General features: G+C 57.8%; 17 protein-coding genes and 1 pseudogene. 3 read left to right on the top strand and 15 right to left on the bottom strand.

Annotated features, from left to right (window positions below; all coding sequences use genetic code 11):
• Positions 1 to 5 precede the first annotated feature (5 nt).
• The 10 genes and pseudogenes from GOX53_RS17395 to GOX53_RS17355 form a co-directional block, all read right to left on the bottom strand.
• The gene (locus GOX53_RS17395) at positions 6 to 1286 is read right to left on the bottom strand and encodes an ABC transporter substrate-binding protein (protein WP_171178550.1); all 1281 of its coding nucleotides are present in this window, start codon (positions 1284 to 1286) and stop codon (positions 6 to 8) included.
• 96 nt (positions 1287 to 1382) lie between these two features.
• Complete coding sequence (locus tag GOX53_RS17390; RefSeq protein ID WP_171178549.1) at positions 1383 to 1793, bottom strand: Rid family hydrolase; 411 nt, start codon at positions 1791 to 1793, stop codon at positions 1383 to 1385.
• On the bottom strand, positions 1790 to 2029 hold the full coding sequence (locus GOX53_RS30310; protein ID WP_371810351.1) for a hypothetical protein: 240 nt from the start codon (positions 2027 to 2029) through the stop codon (positions 1790 to 1792). The genes GOX53_RS17390 and GOX53_RS30310 overlap by 4 nt, the downstream gene beginning before the upstream one ends.
• A 106-nt stretch (positions 2030 to 2135) precedes the next feature.
• Positions 2136 to 2777: pseudogene (locus tag GOX53_RS17385) on the bottom strand (hypothetical protein); the annotation flags it as partial.
• A gap of 191 nt (positions 2778 to 2968) precedes the next feature.
• Positions 2969 to 3592: a BMC domain-containing protein gene (locus GOX53_RS17380; protein ID WP_171178545.1), complete on the bottom strand. Its 624-nt coding sequence runs from the start codon at positions 3590 to 3592 to the stop codon at positions 2969 to 2971.
• On the bottom strand, positions 3589 to 4968 hold the full coding sequence (locus GOX53_RS17375; protein WP_171178543.1) for an aldehyde dehydrogenase family protein: 1380 nt from the start codon (positions 4966 to 4968) through the stop codon (positions 3589 to 3591). The genes GOX53_RS17380 and GOX53_RS17375 overlap by 4 nt, the downstream gene beginning before the upstream one ends.
• Positions 4968 to 6152, bottom strand: a complete 1185-nt coding sequence (locus GOX53_RS17370; RefSeq protein WP_171178541.1) for a hypothetical protein — start codon at positions 6150 to 6152, stop codon at positions 4968 to 4970. Before GOX53_RS17370 ends, GOX53_RS17375 begins: the two co-directional genes overlap by 1 nt.
• Positions 6153 to 6175: 23 nt before the next feature.
• On the bottom strand, positions 6176 to 6472 hold the full coding sequence (locus GOX53_RS17365; RefSeq protein WP_171178773.1) for a BMC domain-containing protein: 297 nt from the start codon (positions 6470 to 6472) through the stop codon (positions 6176 to 6178).
• A gap of 55 nt (positions 6473 to 6527) precedes the next feature.
• Positions 6528 to 6794, bottom strand: a complete 267-nt coding sequence (locus tag GOX53_RS17360) for a EutN/CcmL family microcompartment protein (protein WP_171178539.1) — start codon at positions 6792 to 6794, stop codon at positions 6528 to 6530.
• Positions 6794 to 8086, bottom strand: a complete 1293-nt coding sequence (locus tag GOX53_RS17355) for a glutamine synthetase family protein (protein ID WP_171178537.1) — start codon at positions 8084 to 8086, stop codon at positions 6794 to 6796. Before GOX53_RS17355 ends, GOX53_RS17360 begins: the two co-directional genes overlap by 1 nt.
• Before the next feature lie 92 nt (positions 8087 to 8178).
• On the opposite strand from GOX53_RS17355, the gene GOX53_RS17350 reads away from it, so the two are divergent.
• Positions 8179 to 9318, top strand: a complete 1140-nt coding sequence (locus GOX53_RS17350) for an FAD-dependent oxidoreductase (RefSeq protein ID WP_171178535.1) — start codon at positions 8179 to 8181, stop codon at positions 9316 to 9318.
• Here GOX53_RS17350 and GOX53_RS17345 read toward each other — a convergent pair.
• The 5 genes from GOX53_RS17345 to GOX53_RS17325 all read right to left on the bottom strand — a co-directional run bounded on the left by GOX53_RS17345 (position 9315) and on the right by GOX53_RS17325 (position 13205).
• Entirely contained in the window at positions 9315 to 9665 is a 351-nt protein-coding gene (locus GOX53_RS17345; RefSeq protein WP_171178533.1) for a hypothetical protein, read from the bottom strand. The genes GOX53_RS17350 and GOX53_RS17345 overlap by 4 nt on opposite strands.
• A 90-nt stretch (positions 9666 to 9755) precedes the next feature.
• Positions 9756 to 10451, bottom strand: coding sequence for a type 1 glutamine amidotransferase (locus GOX53_RS17340; protein WP_171178531.1), 696 nt, complete (start codon positions 10449 to 10451; stop codon positions 9756 to 9758).
• Positions 10448 to 11872: an FMN-binding glutamate synthase family protein gene (locus GOX53_RS17335; protein ID WP_171178529.1), complete on the bottom strand. Its 1425-nt coding sequence runs from the start codon at positions 11870 to 11872 to the stop codon at positions 10448 to 10450. Before GOX53_RS17335 ends, GOX53_RS17340 begins: the two co-directional genes overlap by 4 nt.
• Complete coding sequence (locus GOX53_RS17330; RefSeq protein ID WP_171178527.1) at positions 11857 to 12570, bottom strand: glutamate synthase; 714 nt, start codon at positions 12568 to 12570, stop codon at positions 11857 to 11859. Before GOX53_RS17330 ends, GOX53_RS17335 begins: the two co-directional genes overlap by 16 nt.
• Positions 12567 to 13205 (bottom strand): hypothetical protein, encoded by a 639-nt coding sequence (locus tag GOX53_RS17325; RefSeq protein ID WP_171178526.1) that lies wholly within the window; start codon positions 13203 to 13205, stop codon positions 12567 to 12569. The genes GOX53_RS17330 and GOX53_RS17325 overlap by 4 nt, the downstream gene beginning before the upstream one ends.
• Positions 13206 to 13241: 36 nt before the next feature.
• Between GOX53_RS17325 and GOX53_RS17320 the strand changes: the two genes are divergently transcribed.
• Both GOX53_RS17320 and GOX53_RS17315 read left to right on the top strand, forming a co-directional pair.
• Positions 13242 to 13487 carry a hypothetical protein gene (locus tag GOX53_RS17320; protein WP_171178524.1) on the top strand — a complete coding sequence of 82 codons (246 nt, stop codon included), beginning with the start codon at positions 13242 to 13244 and terminating at the stop codon, positions 13485 to 13487.
• A gap of 152 nt (positions 13488 to 13639) precedes the next feature.
• Positions 13640 to 14311, top strand: coding sequence for a GntR family transcriptional regulator (locus GOX53_RS17315; protein WP_171178521.1), 672 nt, complete (start codon positions 13640 to 13642; stop codon positions 14309 to 14311).
• Positions 14312 to 14540 lie beyond the last annotated feature (229 nt).

The following is a 14540-nucleotide window of genomic DNA, read 5'->3' as shown; positions in this document are numbered from 1 at the left end:
CAGGATTACTGCTTGACCCAGCTGGGCAGCGTGAACTCGCCGGTCGCGTATTTCTCGGGGTACACTACGGCGGCGGTGCCGTCTTCATACCACTGAACAACGACCATTGACGGGGCCGCATCATCAAACGGCTCGGACAGATCAAAGCGAATGTTGTGAGGATAGGTGCGGCCTGTCACAGGCTCGACCTCATCGTCGCCCCAGAAGGCATAGCGCAGCCAAAGCTGACCATCCATCTCAAGAACCAGGTCCTGTTTCTTCATCGCATCGGCCCAGCCTTCGACATTGTCGAAGCCACCCGCCTCTTCCGAGGCAGCCATGGCCTGTTTCAGACCGTGATAGGCGTTGAACCCATTGAAATGTGGCAGCAGCGGGCGGCTGTCATATTTGGCCTGATAGGTATCAACAAAGGCCTGACTGGCCGGGTCCAGCTTGAACCCCACAGACGGGATCGGTGACAAGGTCGAGATGCCGCCACCGGCTCCGCCAGTGTCTTCCCAATATTCCATGCCCAATGCGGCTACGTTAACGCCTGTCATCGCCATGGGCACCTGCAGTTTCACATATTGCGACGAGACCACCTGTGAATTCACGGATGAGACCTGATAGATGAAGTCGGCCCCAGTGTCTTGCGCCCTGCTGAAGATCGGTGCAAAGTCAACGGTGGCAACGTCATAGGTGATGATATCCTTGACCTCGATCCCGGCAACGAGTGCCAGCGCCTCGGTCACCAAACCTGTGATCGCTTCGCCAAACGCTGTATCCTCGGCCAAAATAACGACGGATTCCCATCCCATCTTCTCTTTCAGCACGTCCGCGCCAAAGTTGATGTAAAGTGTGGCCAGCGCCTCGTCAGAAGCGATGTTCATGAAGTACGGCGCCATGCTTTCGGGGTCTTCGACCACCATGTCGATGATGCCGATATAGGATGTCCAGGTATCCAGCGTCGGAATCCTGTATTCCTGCATCCGCGGCAGCCAGCCAAGCGATACATCATCGATAGTGCCCGAAATGATGAAATCCACTTCTTCGGTTTCCGCCAGATATTCATAGGCCCGCACACCTTCGGTCGGGTCCTGTCCCGTGTCGGCCGACACCAGAGTGATCTGCTCCCCCATCACGCCGCCATTCGCATTCAACTCTTCAATTGCAATTTCGGCACCGCGCAGCGTCGATAGTCCGGTATCCGAAGAAAGAGATCCGATAAATCCAACCTTGATTTCCGCTGCGGCCGCCGAGGCCATGAGCGCGATACATGTTCCGCTGAGTAGCGCTGTCTTGATCATCACATTAGCTCCCTGTGTCTTATTATGCCCTTCTTGTATTCTGTATACAGTACACAAGACGATAGTTCGATCAAATCCTTTCTTGGTGACTCATGTTCAGATTCCGCTGATTTCGCCGTTTTCGTCGTGAATTATCGCATCCACATCGATTTCCACCATCAAACCGGGTTGCGTAAGCCCCGCTTGAACGGCTGTCAGAACTGGATCGATATCCTTGAATACCTCTCCGTGAACGCGTGCGAATTCACCCGCGCGCGACAGATCGGTCAGATAGGCGCGGACCCGGCCTACATGGCGCATCTCGGCACCGACGGCCTTAAGCGCCTCTTCTATACGGGACAGAATGTATTTTGTCTGGGCGCCCACATCTCCTGGCGCATGAATACGCCCACTGGGTTCGATCGCTGTGGTCCCAGCAACCCAAACGAAGGGACCGATGCGCTTTGCGCGGGAGTAAGACGCGACTTCTTCGAACCGCCCCCCTGACTTCCAGGTGCGGATGGTCACAGGCCCAACCTCGAACGGAGGGCATCAGCCGCATTCTGCAAGGCGGCTTGCTCTTGATCGGTCAGCTGCAATTCCTCGACTTCAACCAACCCAGAGGACCCGAGATGGGCGGGAACGCCAAGAACCACGCCATCGATGCCATATTCCCCCTGCAACATGACCGAGACCGGAACCGAGCCCGTGCGTGCACCCCGGATATGGTCGATCAACTCGATCGACGCATGCGCCGGTGCGATGGTCGCAGAGCCTGATTTCTTGAGGGCAACAACCTGCCCCCCCTGTCACCGCGTCCTGAACGCAAGCCTCGATCTGATCGGATGACAGAAACACATCCAATGCCCTGCCCTTAATTCTGGCACGGCTGGGGATCGGTGCCATCTCGTCGCCATGACTGCCAAGCGTAAAGGCCTCGACATCGGCGGGGACAACTCCGGCCGCCATGGCCAGTGCGTTGCGAAAGCGGCTGCTGTCAAGCGTACCGGCCATGCCCAGCACCCGTTCGCGCGGGAACCCGGAGGCGCGCAGCATTTCGACGGTCATTTCATCAAGCGGATTGGTCACGACGATGACGACGGCATCTGGCGCGGCAGAGCGGATGGCCTCGGCGGCCTGACGGATCACGCGTGCGTTCACGTCGATCAAATCCGCGCGGCTCATGCCCGGACGTCGGGCGCGTCCAGCGGTCACCACCACCACCTCGGCCCCTGCCACAAGATCCAGCGACTCGCCGCCAACACATCGCGCTCGCGCTCCGGTAATGCCTGACGTGTGGTTCAGATCCAACGCCGTTGCTGCGGCCATTCCGGGTGCAATATCGATCAGGGTAATCTCATCGGCGATATCCTGCATGGCCGCCAGATGCGCCACATTGCCCCCGACGCCTCCAGCCCCGATCAATGCAAGCTTACCCAATCTGCGGGCTTTGCGTTTCGCCCGTACAGGTGCAACCCATTTGGGCGAGCGACGATACAGCACTCGCTGCATCGAAACCGCTGCATCGGAGCGTGGTGGCTGTGGTTTTTCCAACGGGCCGTCGACAAGTTTAATGCCAACACGTTCGGCCGTTTCACGAGCCAGGGCTGTCACGATATCGTCGGGCAGGACTTCGAACACGATCCTGCCGCGCCGGCGGGCGTCTTCGACCGCCTCCGAACCTATGACACGCGGCGCTGCCATCAGTTGGCTTGCCCGTCTATAACCTCGATGGCGCGGGTCGCGGCCTCGACAGCAGTTCTGACCGAGTTTTCCGATCCTGAAATGAACAAGCGGCCAAACCGCCCTACCGCGCGCACTTCGACGATGTCGATTTCTGCCGCCTTCTCTGCCTCATTCGCGGCAATCGAGATGTAAGCGGCCGGGGCACATTCCACGATCCCCAGCGTCTGCCCCGGAACGATCAGCGCCCCCTTGCGCCATTTGTTCAGCAATTGCGCCTGATAGGGTTCGACGCTGGTGATGATTTGCGTCGAACTTATCGCCGGTTTCAACCGGTCAGACATCGAAGCACCCAGTTCTGCCAGCATCGCATCCCGTGCAGCGGATACCTCGGCACTTGATGGAGAGCGCAAGATGAAAAATCCGAACTCGCGTTCGACCAGCTGTGTGGTCGCCTCAACCGAAGACGCCTTGAGGGCCCGGTCAATCAGCGAAAATACCCCGTTGCCCGGCGCGAATTCCCCAATCAGCACCGTATCCCCAGACAAAGGAACCGACCCTTGGACCGTCGCACCGTTATAGGCCGCGAATTTGGGTTGCAGATTGTCGATCTGCATCAGCGCCCGGATGGTAATCTCGCTCATGCGCCATACTCCTCATAAATGTCGCGCCAGGGTCTGCTTTCATAAGCAACCCGTTTGATGTTGATGAGATGCAAGGCCGTTACGTTGTCCGATGTGATCGAACCCGACCACGTGCCAGTGCCCAGCATGAAGGATGGTTCAAGATCGGTCGAATATCCCATGCCGCCCATGATGCCCGGCGTATTCACCAGAACCCGACCCGTCGGCACGGTAGCAAACCGGGCCACGACCTCGGGGTCGTCCGAATGGATGACCGAGGAATGGCCCCACCCTTCGAACTTGGCGATGGATTGCGCCAGCTTGATCCCATGGTCGGTGGATTTCGCCGCGTAAAACGCCAGAACGGGGTTCAACTTTTCGGCGGACAGCGGGCGTTGCCAGCCTACTTCTGTCTCTTCCGAGACAAGGCACCGGGTGCGTGGCGGGATAGAAAAACCTGCCGCATCCGCCAGCGCCTGCGGGCTTTGCCCGACTCTATCCGGGTCCATGGCTTGTACGCCTTTGAAGATGACCCCTGCCAAACGATCCGCTTCGGCAGACGTACAGAAATAGGCACCTTTCAGCTTGAGCTCGTGGCGCAGATCACGTGCGATTTCTGGGTCAGCAACGACAGCTTGCTCACTGACGCAAGCCGTTCCGTAATCAAAGCTTTTCGACGTCACGATCATCTCAGCCACTTCGGCCAGATCGCGCGCTTTCGACTTATGCACGTAGCAGGGCACGTTGCCTGCACCGACCGCAAGCGTGGGTTTGCCGCTGGAATAAGCCGCTTTGACCATTGCCGGGCCACCGGTTGCCATCACAACCGAAGTACGGCGATGCCTCATCAACTCGGCCGTTCCGTGAATCGTTACTGAATCCAGACACTGGATGAGGCCCTTCGGGGCGCCCATCTGCTCGGCTACACGTGCCATGACGCGCACGGTTTCGATCCCGCACACCACGCCGCGCGGGTGCGGTGCGCACACAATGGCATTGCCAGCTTTCACCGCTGAAAGCACTTTGTAGATGATGGTCGACGTCGGGTTTGTCACCGGGATCAGGGCCGCCACAACACCCATGGGTTCCCCGAAGGCTGCGATCTTTGTCGCGTCATCTCGCCAGAGCATGCCCAGCGTTGTCACGTCTCTTAGGTAGTCGGCGACCGAAAGCGCATTGAACAGGTTCTTGACCCTTTTGTCCGGCACATTTCCATAGCCGGTTTCCTCAACTGCCATTTGCCCCAACCGCTCGGCTTCCGGCTCAATAGCGCGCGCCATGGCGTCGACAATCGCGTTCACCTGTACCGGGTCAGTACCCAGAAAAGTGCGATAGGCTTCGAAAGCGCTGTCTGCGGCGCGCCTTGCGGCGGCGATCGATTTCAGATCTGCGTCCATCACGAAGCTCCGGTGACGATGGTGTCAAAGATACGGCGCGCTTGATCAACGTCGTCCGCTGAAACCCCTATGGATTCCAGACGCCGACCAGCCGCAGCCACGTCAGCGCCCAAAATTCGGTCAGACATCGCGATCAGGCTGTTCGTCAGCGGGCTTGGGATCCCCGCAAGCTCACCCGCAGATACCAGAGGCGCAAGCGAGCCCTGCACCCCGTCCCGCATCAAACCACGTGAGGTCTGCTGATCCGGGATCGGACGCGCGCCCGAGCCGCGTTCGGCACCGGCAAAGGTCGATATCCATTGTTCCGTCGCCGGCAAGTTGCGAACCCCGAAGGCAGCAGCAATGCGTCGCCGCTCATCGACCAGGCCATGGATCACCTCTTTCTGGTCAGGTCCGATCAGAGACGCAAAGGTCTGGTTGGCCTCTAACGGAACCCCACCCATCGGAATATCTGGGCCACCTGTGCCCATTGCGGTACCGCTGAGGATCAGTGCCGGTATCTCTACGGCGGCCGAAATATCGTTGAAACCAGACGCCAAAACGGATTCAACTGCCTGTACGTTCGGGAGGTACATAGACAAGGCATCGAGAACCTCGTCACGGCCGCGTGGCAATGTGGCCGCAGCCATCGGAGCCGCCTGCGAAAGCGTTAAAGCTGCGCCCTCGGAACGGAACCAATAGGGCAGCCCCTGAACCTCGACCAGCGTGATGTCTGCCGTGCAGCCTCCGATCCGCAAGAGCCAGGCAGTTTCAACCGCCCCCATGGAGCGTCCCGGCGCAAGCACCAAGATCTGACCATCGCTGAGATGGTCCGCCAGAACCATGGCATAGGTGCGCTGTTTGTGAAGCGGACCGGTCAGAAAAATCACCTGTGCATCGCGCACCGTTGCATCCAGTTCAGCGGTTGTGCGCACCGATGGCCCATCCCGATCAACTTGATAGGTCCCAACCGGACCCTCACCCCGAAGCGAGATACCCGAGGATTGGGCCAACAGCGACAGTTCGGCTCCGTAAGCCGAAAACAAAGTGACCTCAGCCCCTTCGGCAAGACAAAGAGCTGCCAAAAGGCGTGCATCCGCCTCCCCCCCCAACACCGATATCCGGTCGAGCGTGGGGCGTTCAGGCGCACCCCGGGTTGAGCCACGTGTCGCCGCAAGTGTGAATTCCTCGAAACCGGCTGACATAGCGTCTCCTCAAGACAGGCGGATTAAGCCGCAGAGCCAGCACCAAGGCCGTCGATGATGGCCTCAAGTTCATCATGAGGGCGCGCAATCACGTGGACCGATACGACTTCGCCCACTTTGTTTGCCGCCGTGGCACCCGCATCGGCTGCAGCTTTAACCGCGCCGACCTCACCGCGCACAAGGGTGGTGACCAGCCCACCACCCGCCTTGGTTTGACCGACGATCGAAACACTGGCCGCCTTGACCATCGCATCTGCCGCTTCGATTGCGCCGACCAGTCCGCGCGTTTCAATCATGCCCAGGGCCATTTGCCCCGCCATAGGTTTCGCCATTTTCAGTTCCTCCAAAGAAATGTAGATGTTTGGTGTTCTTGGTTCAGATCGTGGACACACGGTCCACAATCGCGATGATCGCCAGATCAACGGGCGCCGTGGACAGACCGGCCACCATGCGCGCCGCCGAGCCGCTGACCAGCAGAACCGTGTCACCGACCCCGGCGCCGCAGGTGTCGACTGCAACTCGTGCCGGATCGATCACCTTACCTTTGCTATCGACCAAATCCGTCACCAGCAGTTTCGAACCAACCAGTTTTGCGTCTTTGGTCGTGGCTGTGACGGTTCCGGCGATCTTGCCCAGATGCATCAGAACGTCCTCAGGTAACGGTCCAACTCAACCGAAGTGACCTGTTGATTGAAGAACTCAAGCTCGCGCTCGGCCTGCTGCAAAACCAGTTCCCACAGCATTTCGCCCATGACATCGCGAAGCCACTCGGACCCTCGTGCCAGTTCGATCGCCGTCGGCAGATCGGTGGGGATCGGATCGCCTATGCCTTCTTCATATGCGTTGCCGGGGGTTGGATCCGTCGGGGTTAAACCTTGCTCGATTCCATCCAGGCCCGCCCCAATCTCGGCAGCCAGCAGAAGGTAGGGATTGGCATCTGCGCCGGCATCGCGTTTTTCCACGCGCACCGCGCTATCGGACCCTTCTATGACCCGAATACCAACAGTCCGGTTGTCATAACCCCAGCTCGTGTTGATCGGGCAGAAAGTATAGGGCTGGCGACGACGATAGCCATTGACCGTGCCGCTACCACAGATCGATGTTTCGCACATGCGTTGCTGCAGCCCGGCGATGAAGGACTTGCCGATATCGTTTATCTTACCGTTGTCAGCGAAGACATTCTTGCCGTCTTTCCACAGCGAATAATGCGTGTGAAATCCATTGCCTGACTGCTCAAAGAACGGCTTTGGCATGAAAGTCGCCAGATACCCGTGTGCGATCCCCAACTGGCGGATCAGCGATTTGAACAAGATGACGCGATCCGCCGCTTCCAGAGCTTCTCCGTACCGGATATTCACTTCGATCTGACCGGCAGCGTACTCCGGATTCGACTGTTCAATGGGAATACCGCATTCATTGATCTGCTGGCGGATCGGTCCGACAATGTGTTCCATCCGCGCGGCACGGCCCAGGCCGTAGACCTGAATCCCACTGTCGCGCGGCTGCCCGGTTTCCGGATCCAGAAGATAGAATTCAAGTTCGGTACCAACATTGACCTCGAATCCCATACTGCGAGCACGTTCAACCTGCCGCACCAGCGCCTGACGTGGATCGATGGGGACAGGCTTATGGTCCATACCCTCTGCGCGGCCGAAGCAAACGGCGACGCCCGGCTCCCAAGGCACAGCAACGGGCTGGGTCATAGGGAAGACGTGCATATCGGGGTAGCCGTTGTCGAAATTGACGTAGGGCGTATCCCAGACGTCGCATGTCATGTCGATTGCCATCAATGCAATCGACAGCGCATTGCCGCTTTTGCAGACGTGATCCCAATGGCTGGCCGGAATGCGCTTGCCGCGCATGATGCCGTTGAGATCACCCACACCCAATATGACGGTATGCGTTCCCTCGGGCAGATCAAATCCCGAACTCATTGATGCGCTCTCCCTGTTTTTTGGCTTTATAAATGCTGTATTCTGTATACAGTATTCACAAAGACAGTCGATAAACAAGGAAAAACTGCATCATGTCCAAGAACTCGATCATCGTTGTCGGAGGCGGCATCGTCGGCGTCATGACGGCGCTTACACTGCAACGACGTGGTGAGGCAGTGACCTTGATAGATCGCTGGGAACCGGGACATTCCCGTGCATCTTCAACAGATTACAACCGTGTCATCCGCGCGATTTCTGGGCGGGACGAGTTTTATACCCGGTGGGCGCGGGAAAGTCGCCTGCGCTGGTTGGAACTGCAAGCAGAAAGCGGCCAGAATCTTATGTACGAATGCGGCGCCCTGATTCTGGCAACAGGCGGGCATTGTGATTGGGAGAACGCCACAGCCGAAACTTTCGACCGTGTTGGTGTGCCCTATTACAAATTCGCACGGCAGGATATCGAATCGCGATTTCCGCAGTTTCGCGTTCCTGACATCGAATACGCCCTGTTCGAACCCGAAGCCGGAATGCTGATGGCGCATCGCTGCGTCCTGACCGGGCTTGAGCTGTTTCGCCGCGCAGGCGGGATCGTACAGCGCGGTCGCGTGACCACCGATGGATCAGAGCGCCCAATGCTGGAAGGAAAGCCGCTTGAGGCTGATCTTATCATTGTCTCAACCGGCCCCTGGATGGCGGACATGTTCCCTAGGACGATCAAGCCGATATCGACGGTGGTTGGTGTGAATGTTCTCTACACATCAACACCCGACGGGTCTGAGGAGTTCGATATGAGCCGGATGCCCTGCTGGATCGATCATGGTCAGGGCTCATTCGGGCTACCCTCATCCGAAGGTTCAGGCGTGAAAGCCGCGGTCGTGATTCCGGACAAGATCGATCTGGACAATGACGAGCGGCTGATCCGGCAGGAAACGCTGGGTCGCACCCGCAGCTACATCCGTCATCGTCTTCCGGGCCTTGAGGGTGAGCGGGTCGTGGACTCCAAGTTCAACCAAATCATCCTGACACCCGACACACACTTTATTGTCGACTGGCACCCCGAGCATGAAAACGTGCTGTTCGCCGGAGGCTGCTCGGGACATCTGTTTAAACACGCGCCGGTCTTTGCCGAATTTGCGGCAGGTGTTGGAATGAAGGGTTTCGGAACGGCAGATCGTTTCAAGATCACTGGTCGAAGAAAACTGAGCCCGAAGGAAAGTCCAAGCGGGCGTTAAAGGTCCGACAGAGCACTATAAAACCCTGAGTTCGGGCACTTCTCCTGCGGCAGGCGACTACCTGATCGAATAGCATCGCGGCAGGTTTTCGCCTGACGGCAATGCCCACATTTTTCTGCAAGCTCAAGGCTAAGCTCAGGATGTGCATTGAGATCATCTTCGCTAAGACCAAACTGACTTGCCATAGAAAGGATACGCTCTCGCGCGTTGGGCGCGCCAGAGCGCAACATGGCTAGATCAGCACGGGAAAGACCGAGATCGGACAGTTCAAGCTCGCTGATACTTTCATCGCGTGGCGCATTGACGATCCGCGCAATTCGCTCAAAGAAATTCTTGTATCCCGTCATTCCAAAATCTCCATCTCATAGTGTATACAGTATGCACAAGGGGATCGACCGGACTTGATCAGGATCAAGAGGCGTTCGCCCAATGACGTCTCACGCCGGGTTGTAGGTGCCTCGGAACAGCTCCACCGCCTGACGCGCGGCAAGATCTTCCGACACAGTTGCGGCGTCGACCGTGGATAGGCTCGCATTCGCTTCCTCGGGCGTCAAAAGAACCTCTCGAACCCGCTTTAGCAGCTCGCGCACATGATCCGCCCTGTATTCAGGATGGAACTGCACAGACCGGGCCGGAAAGTCATAGTCCAACGCCCCGACGGGGCAATGACCTGCTGATCCCGTCACCCGAGCCGAGTTGGGAACGCGGGTCACCTGATCCTGATGCCACACAAATGCGTCAGCGCTGTCTCCGGCAAAGTCGAAAGACCGCGCACCGACGATATTGCCCACCTCAGCTTTCTCAGACCGTCCACCATAGATGTCGGCCATGATCTGGTGCCCGAAACAAATCCCGAAAACCGGTTTACGGTGATCTCGACAGAGTTCGAGGAATGTACGCAGCGGCCGCATCCATTCGGCGTCATCATAAACACCGCATTCCGAACCGCCGACGATGACACCATCGAAATCGTCAAGATCGGGAAGTGGAGCACCATCGACGACCCTAGCCACCTCGAACTCGGCCTCTGGCAGATGCGGAACGATCCACTCCTGTATCTGCTGCGCGGTTCGCGGCACCCCTTCGAGCAAGGGCAAAGGGTGGCTGGTCAGTTCAAGAAGCGAGATCCTCACCAGTCGAAGGCCCTGTCAATTCCGGCCATTTTCACTCCGGTGAACGCCGACGCTTCAAAGCTCAGGGCGCGCAGGTCTTCGGTTTCCAGATTGTGAACCGAGGACTTGCCACAGGCCTTTGCCAGCGCCGTAATCTCCATGGTCATAGCCGTCAGATAGCGTGCCACGCGCTCAGCGCCGGCATGCGGGTTCATCCGAGCTTCCAGGCTCTTTTCCTGGGTCGCAATGCCAACCGGGCAGCGGCCCGTATGGCAATGGTGACACGCGCCGGGGGATGTTCCCAAGGCCGCGTAATCCTCAAGATACCGCGGGCTGTTGCATCCAAGTGCAACCATGGCTGCATTGCCGATCATCACTGCGTCCGCGCCAAGCGCCAGACATTTTGCAGCATCCACGCCGGAACGAATACCACCAGCTGCCACCAGAGAGACCTTGCCGGTCATGCCGCATTCATCCAGGGCTTCGCGCGCTGCACGAATGGCGCTCATCGTTGGGATACCGGTATGGTTCAGCAGCAGCTCGGGCGATGCGCCGGTGCCACCTTCTGCACCGTCGACAACCACAACATCTGCACCTGCTTTGGCTGCAACTGCCACGTCAAACCGGGGCCGTGTCGCACCCATTTTGATGAAGATCGGCACCTGATAGTTGGTGGCAATACGCAGCTCTTCGATCTTGACCGACAGATCGTCTGCCCCCAGGAAATCGGGATGGCGGATGGTCGACCGCTGGTCTACGCCTTCGGGCAAAGTCCGCATCTGGCTGACCCGCCGGCTCACCTTCATGCCCAGCAGCAGGCCTCCGGTTCCGGGTTTCGCCCCCTGCCCCACGACTAGTTCCAAAGCATCCGCGCGGCGCAGATGGTCCAGATCCACGCCATACCGGGCGGGTGACATCTGATAGAGCAACCGTTGGGAGGCTTCGCGCTCCTCTTCCAGCATGCCACCCTCACCTGTGCAGGTCATGGTCCCCACTTTCGAGGCCCCATAACCCAGCGATGCCTTCGCCGATGCTGACAAGGCACCAAAGGACATTGAAGCGATGTAGATCGGGATCTTCAATTCAAGCGGACGCTCAACAAGACCACGACCCCCGCCCAGAACAGTCGTCGTATCGCAATTCTCGCGATAGCCTTCCAGAGGAAGGCGGGTCATCGTTGCAGGAACGAATGTCAGATCGTCGAATGTCGGCAATTGCTTGTTGAACGTGTTGTATCCACGCACCTGATAGCGTCCGAGCTGTGCCAGCGCGTGAACTTCCGAGATCGCCTCGGGCGTCCAGCGGGTCGACCCGCCTTCATCGTAGGAAGATGGCACCCCAGCCGGGCGGCCGTCGATCGCTCCCGCATCGCGGAACCTGATTTCCTCTTCCGAGGCGACGTCGAACGGATATTCGTAAGGTTTACTCAGATCATGAGCCATGCGCTTGCGTCCCTGCTTTCAAAATACCAAAGACGCTGGCCCGAAACCATTTTGCGCCAATTTCGCGAACTGTCGATAAGGCCGAGCGGTTCAAGGATCGCATCGACCTCGGCCACTTCCTCAGCCGTCGGTTCGATCACATCGACGTCCACTCCCAAGCTGTCGACCTCTCCGGCCACCCAGACCTCACCTTCCCAAAGCGCGTCAGCGCAGGATTCCCCTGCTCCACCAAGGGCGATGATCCGTCCGGAATGCGCCATGAAGCCAGACTGATAACCAATCTTTCCTTCGACGACGATGTTTCCACCTTTCATCGCGACACCGACTCGTGGCCCGGCATCGCCTTTGACGTGGATCGTGCCACCAATCATCGCCGCCCCGCAGGACATGCCGGCATAGCCACCAACGGTAATATGACCCTTGGCCATGCCTTCACCGACGGCCCAGCCGCAGTTACGTTCGATCGTGATGTTCGCTCCGGTGTTGAGGCCGCCGCAGTAATAGCCAACCGAGCCCTCAAAGGTGATATCCACATTATCCGGAAGGCCCACACCCAGATTATGGCGTGACAGGGTATCGACCACGCGGATTGGCCGACCTGCCGCGCAAGCTGCCATGATATCGCGATTTACCTCACGAATATGCCGCTTGCCGACTTCGATGACGATCTCATCCATCTTCGCTGCCACCTCGTTCATGCCGCCAGGCTCCGGATTCCGGCGCCCCAGATGCCGGTCAACGACGGACCGTCGTAATTGATCACGTTGCATTCCTCGGTCATCACACGGCGCACCGCCTGTTCTTCTGTTGCTGCAGCCAGATCGCCATTGCGGTTAACGACGACCAGAGGCTTCATGGCGAACCGGTCCTTGGCAAAGCCTATCCCGGACGGCGTTGCGATCATGTAGGTAAAGACGCCGTCGATGGAGTTGATCGACTTCTTCAGAGCCTGTTCCATCGTCAGGCCCGCTTTCATCTGATCGCTGACCCAGACCGCGATCAACTCGCTGTCATTCTCAGTCAGAAATCGATAGCCCATCCGGGTCAGCCTATCGCGCCAGGTGAAATAGTCGGTGATCTGCCCGTTATGCACGATCGCCACATCCGAAAACGGGCGCGCCCAGAACGGGTGCGAGGCGTTGGGCAGGACCGAGCTTTCCGTGGCCAGCCGTGCGTGCCCCAGCCCGTGCGTACCGATCATGTCACGCACACAGTGCTTTTCGGCCACGGCTTCGGCACCGCCGATATCTTTGATGATCTCAAGGCTGCGGCCGCAGGATTGCACCTCAATCCGATCCGTCAACCCATCGGCGTCCGCGACCCAAGCTTTCAAATTCGACGGATCCGAAATCTCTATCCGAAAGCAGTAATGACGGTTATCGTCCGTTACGATTTTAGGATCAGACAGAAAACTGCTTCCATGGGCGCGCAAGACAGACTCAAATACATCGAGGTCAGCATCCTGCTGCGACTTATCGAACCCCATTCCACGCAAAACATACCCGGTTTCCCGAGGCAGGCCGTAGACGGCAAATCCCGTGCTGTCCGCCCCCCGGTGTTCCTGCGCATCCATCAGGTCAACCAGGTCCGCCCCAACCTTTCCGGGCGCGGCTAGTATCCTACCAGCAATTCCACACATGAAGAGCTCCCTGTTCAGCAATATCTGTATACTGTATACAGTACACGGACAATGGCAACCCCATTCACCTTGGCACCCGCTGCTTTTTTGAATACAGCATTCAGAAAGAACAGAAAGAGAGGCTCTGAGTGGCTCTGAAAAAGATCAAAACTCAACGTAGACGCCTTGCGGACGAAGTCTATGAACAACTGGTCGAAGCAATCATGAGTCGCGAGATCTCGGCCGAGGACCGGCTGGTACAGGAAAAGCTGGCTGCCGAACTGAACATCAGCCGGACCCCTGTGCGCGAAGCACTCATGCGACTTGAAACCGAAGGCGTGTTGGAAGTTGCAGCAAGCGGCGGGTTTCGACTGGCGCGTATGGATCAGAATGAAGTACGACAGCTATACCAAGCCCGTGCCGCAATCGAGGGGCAAGCCGCGCGAATACTCGCCGTTCATGCAGAACAAGAGGTGCTGGATCGGTTGCGTGAGTTAATTCGTCGTGAAGAAGACCTCACAAATCCAACCACCCGCGATTATTTCATCGCCAATCGACGCATTCACCGTGCTTTCATGGTCGAGGCAGGTAACAAATTTCTACTGGACATGTTCGATATGATTTGGGGCAAGGCGATGGCGTTCCACCTGTTTTCAGCCATTGAAAACGTCGAAATCTCCAAGTCCCTCGGAGACCATCTCTCGCTTGTCGACGCAATTGCATCCCGCGACGTGACGGAAGCGTTGGAGACGTTCACAGCCCATATTCAAGCCGGTTTCGATCTGCAAATAGAGGGACTGAATGAAGTGAACAACGGCTAATAGCTTTGCATAAAACCGCCCAAATATGCAGCTTCTAGGCTGTTTGGGGTAGCACCACGCCACGTCTTGATTGGGTTTCCCGTGACGCGGAATTGCACTGCAGCTTTGGCCGGTTTTTCTTGTTAGAGAACAATCTGGACAAGGCGGAAAACGCGTTTCGAAATGCGTTCTCGTTAAAGCATCCCGCCGAAAACTTGAATCGGGGGATTCCCAAATGGTTGTCAGTGTG

This window comes from Ruegeria sp. HKCCD8929, from assembly GCF_013031405.1.
In the GTDB taxonomy this organism is placed as follows: Bacteria; Pseudomonadota; Alphaproteobacteria; order Rhodobacterales; family Rhodobacteraceae; genus Ruegeria.
This window is presented reverse-complemented; position numbering and strand designations above follow the sequence as displayed.

Coding starts and splice junctions, on each gene's coding strand:
- GOX53_RS17355 (WP_171178537.1), bottom strand. CDS start 8,086: ATGAGTTCGGGATTTGATCTGCCCGAGGGAACGCATACCGTCATATTG.
- GOX53_RS17380 (WP_171178545.1), bottom strand. CDS start 3,592: ATGAGCGAGATTACCATCCGGGCGCTGATGCAGATCGACAATCTGCAA.
- GOX53_RS17395 (WP_171178550.1), bottom strand. CDS start 1,286: ATGATCAAGACAGCGCTACTCAGCGGAACATGTATCGCGCTCATGGCC.
- GOX53_RS17375 (WP_171178543.1), bottom strand. CDS start 4,968: ATGGACGCAGATCTGAAATCGATCGCCGCCGCAAGGCGCGCCGCAGAC.
- GOX53_RS17350 (WP_171178535.1), top strand. CDS start 8,179: ATGTCCAAGAACTCGATCATCGTTGTCGGAGGCGGCATCGTCGGCGTC.
- GOX53_RS17370 (WP_171178541.1), bottom strand. CDS start 6,152: ATGTCAGCCGGTTTCGAGGAATTCACACTTGCGGCGACACGTGGCTCA.
- GOX53_RS17320 (WP_171178524.1), top strand. CDS start 13,242: ATGACGGTTATCGTCCGTTACGATTTTAGGATCAGACAGAAAACTGCT.
- GOX53_RS17335 (WP_171178529.1), bottom strand. CDS start 11,872: ATGGCTCATGATCTGAGTAAACCTTACGAATATCCGTTCGACGTCGCC.
- GOX53_RS17345 (WP_171178533.1), bottom strand. CDS start 9,665: ATGACGGGATACAAGAATTTCTTTGAGCGAATTGCGCGGATCGTCAAT.
- GOX53_RS17360 (WP_171178539.1), bottom strand. CDS start 6,794: ATGCATCTGGGCAAGATCGCCGGAACCGTCACAGCCACGACCAAAGAC.
- GOX53_RS17365 (WP_171178773.1), bottom strand. CDS start 6,472: ATGGCGGGGCAAATGGCCCTGGGCATGATTGAAACGCGCGGACTGGTC.
- GOX53_RS17330 (WP_171178527.1), bottom strand. CDS start 12,570: ATGAACGAGGTGGCAGCGAAGATGGATGAGATCGTCATCGAAGTCGGC.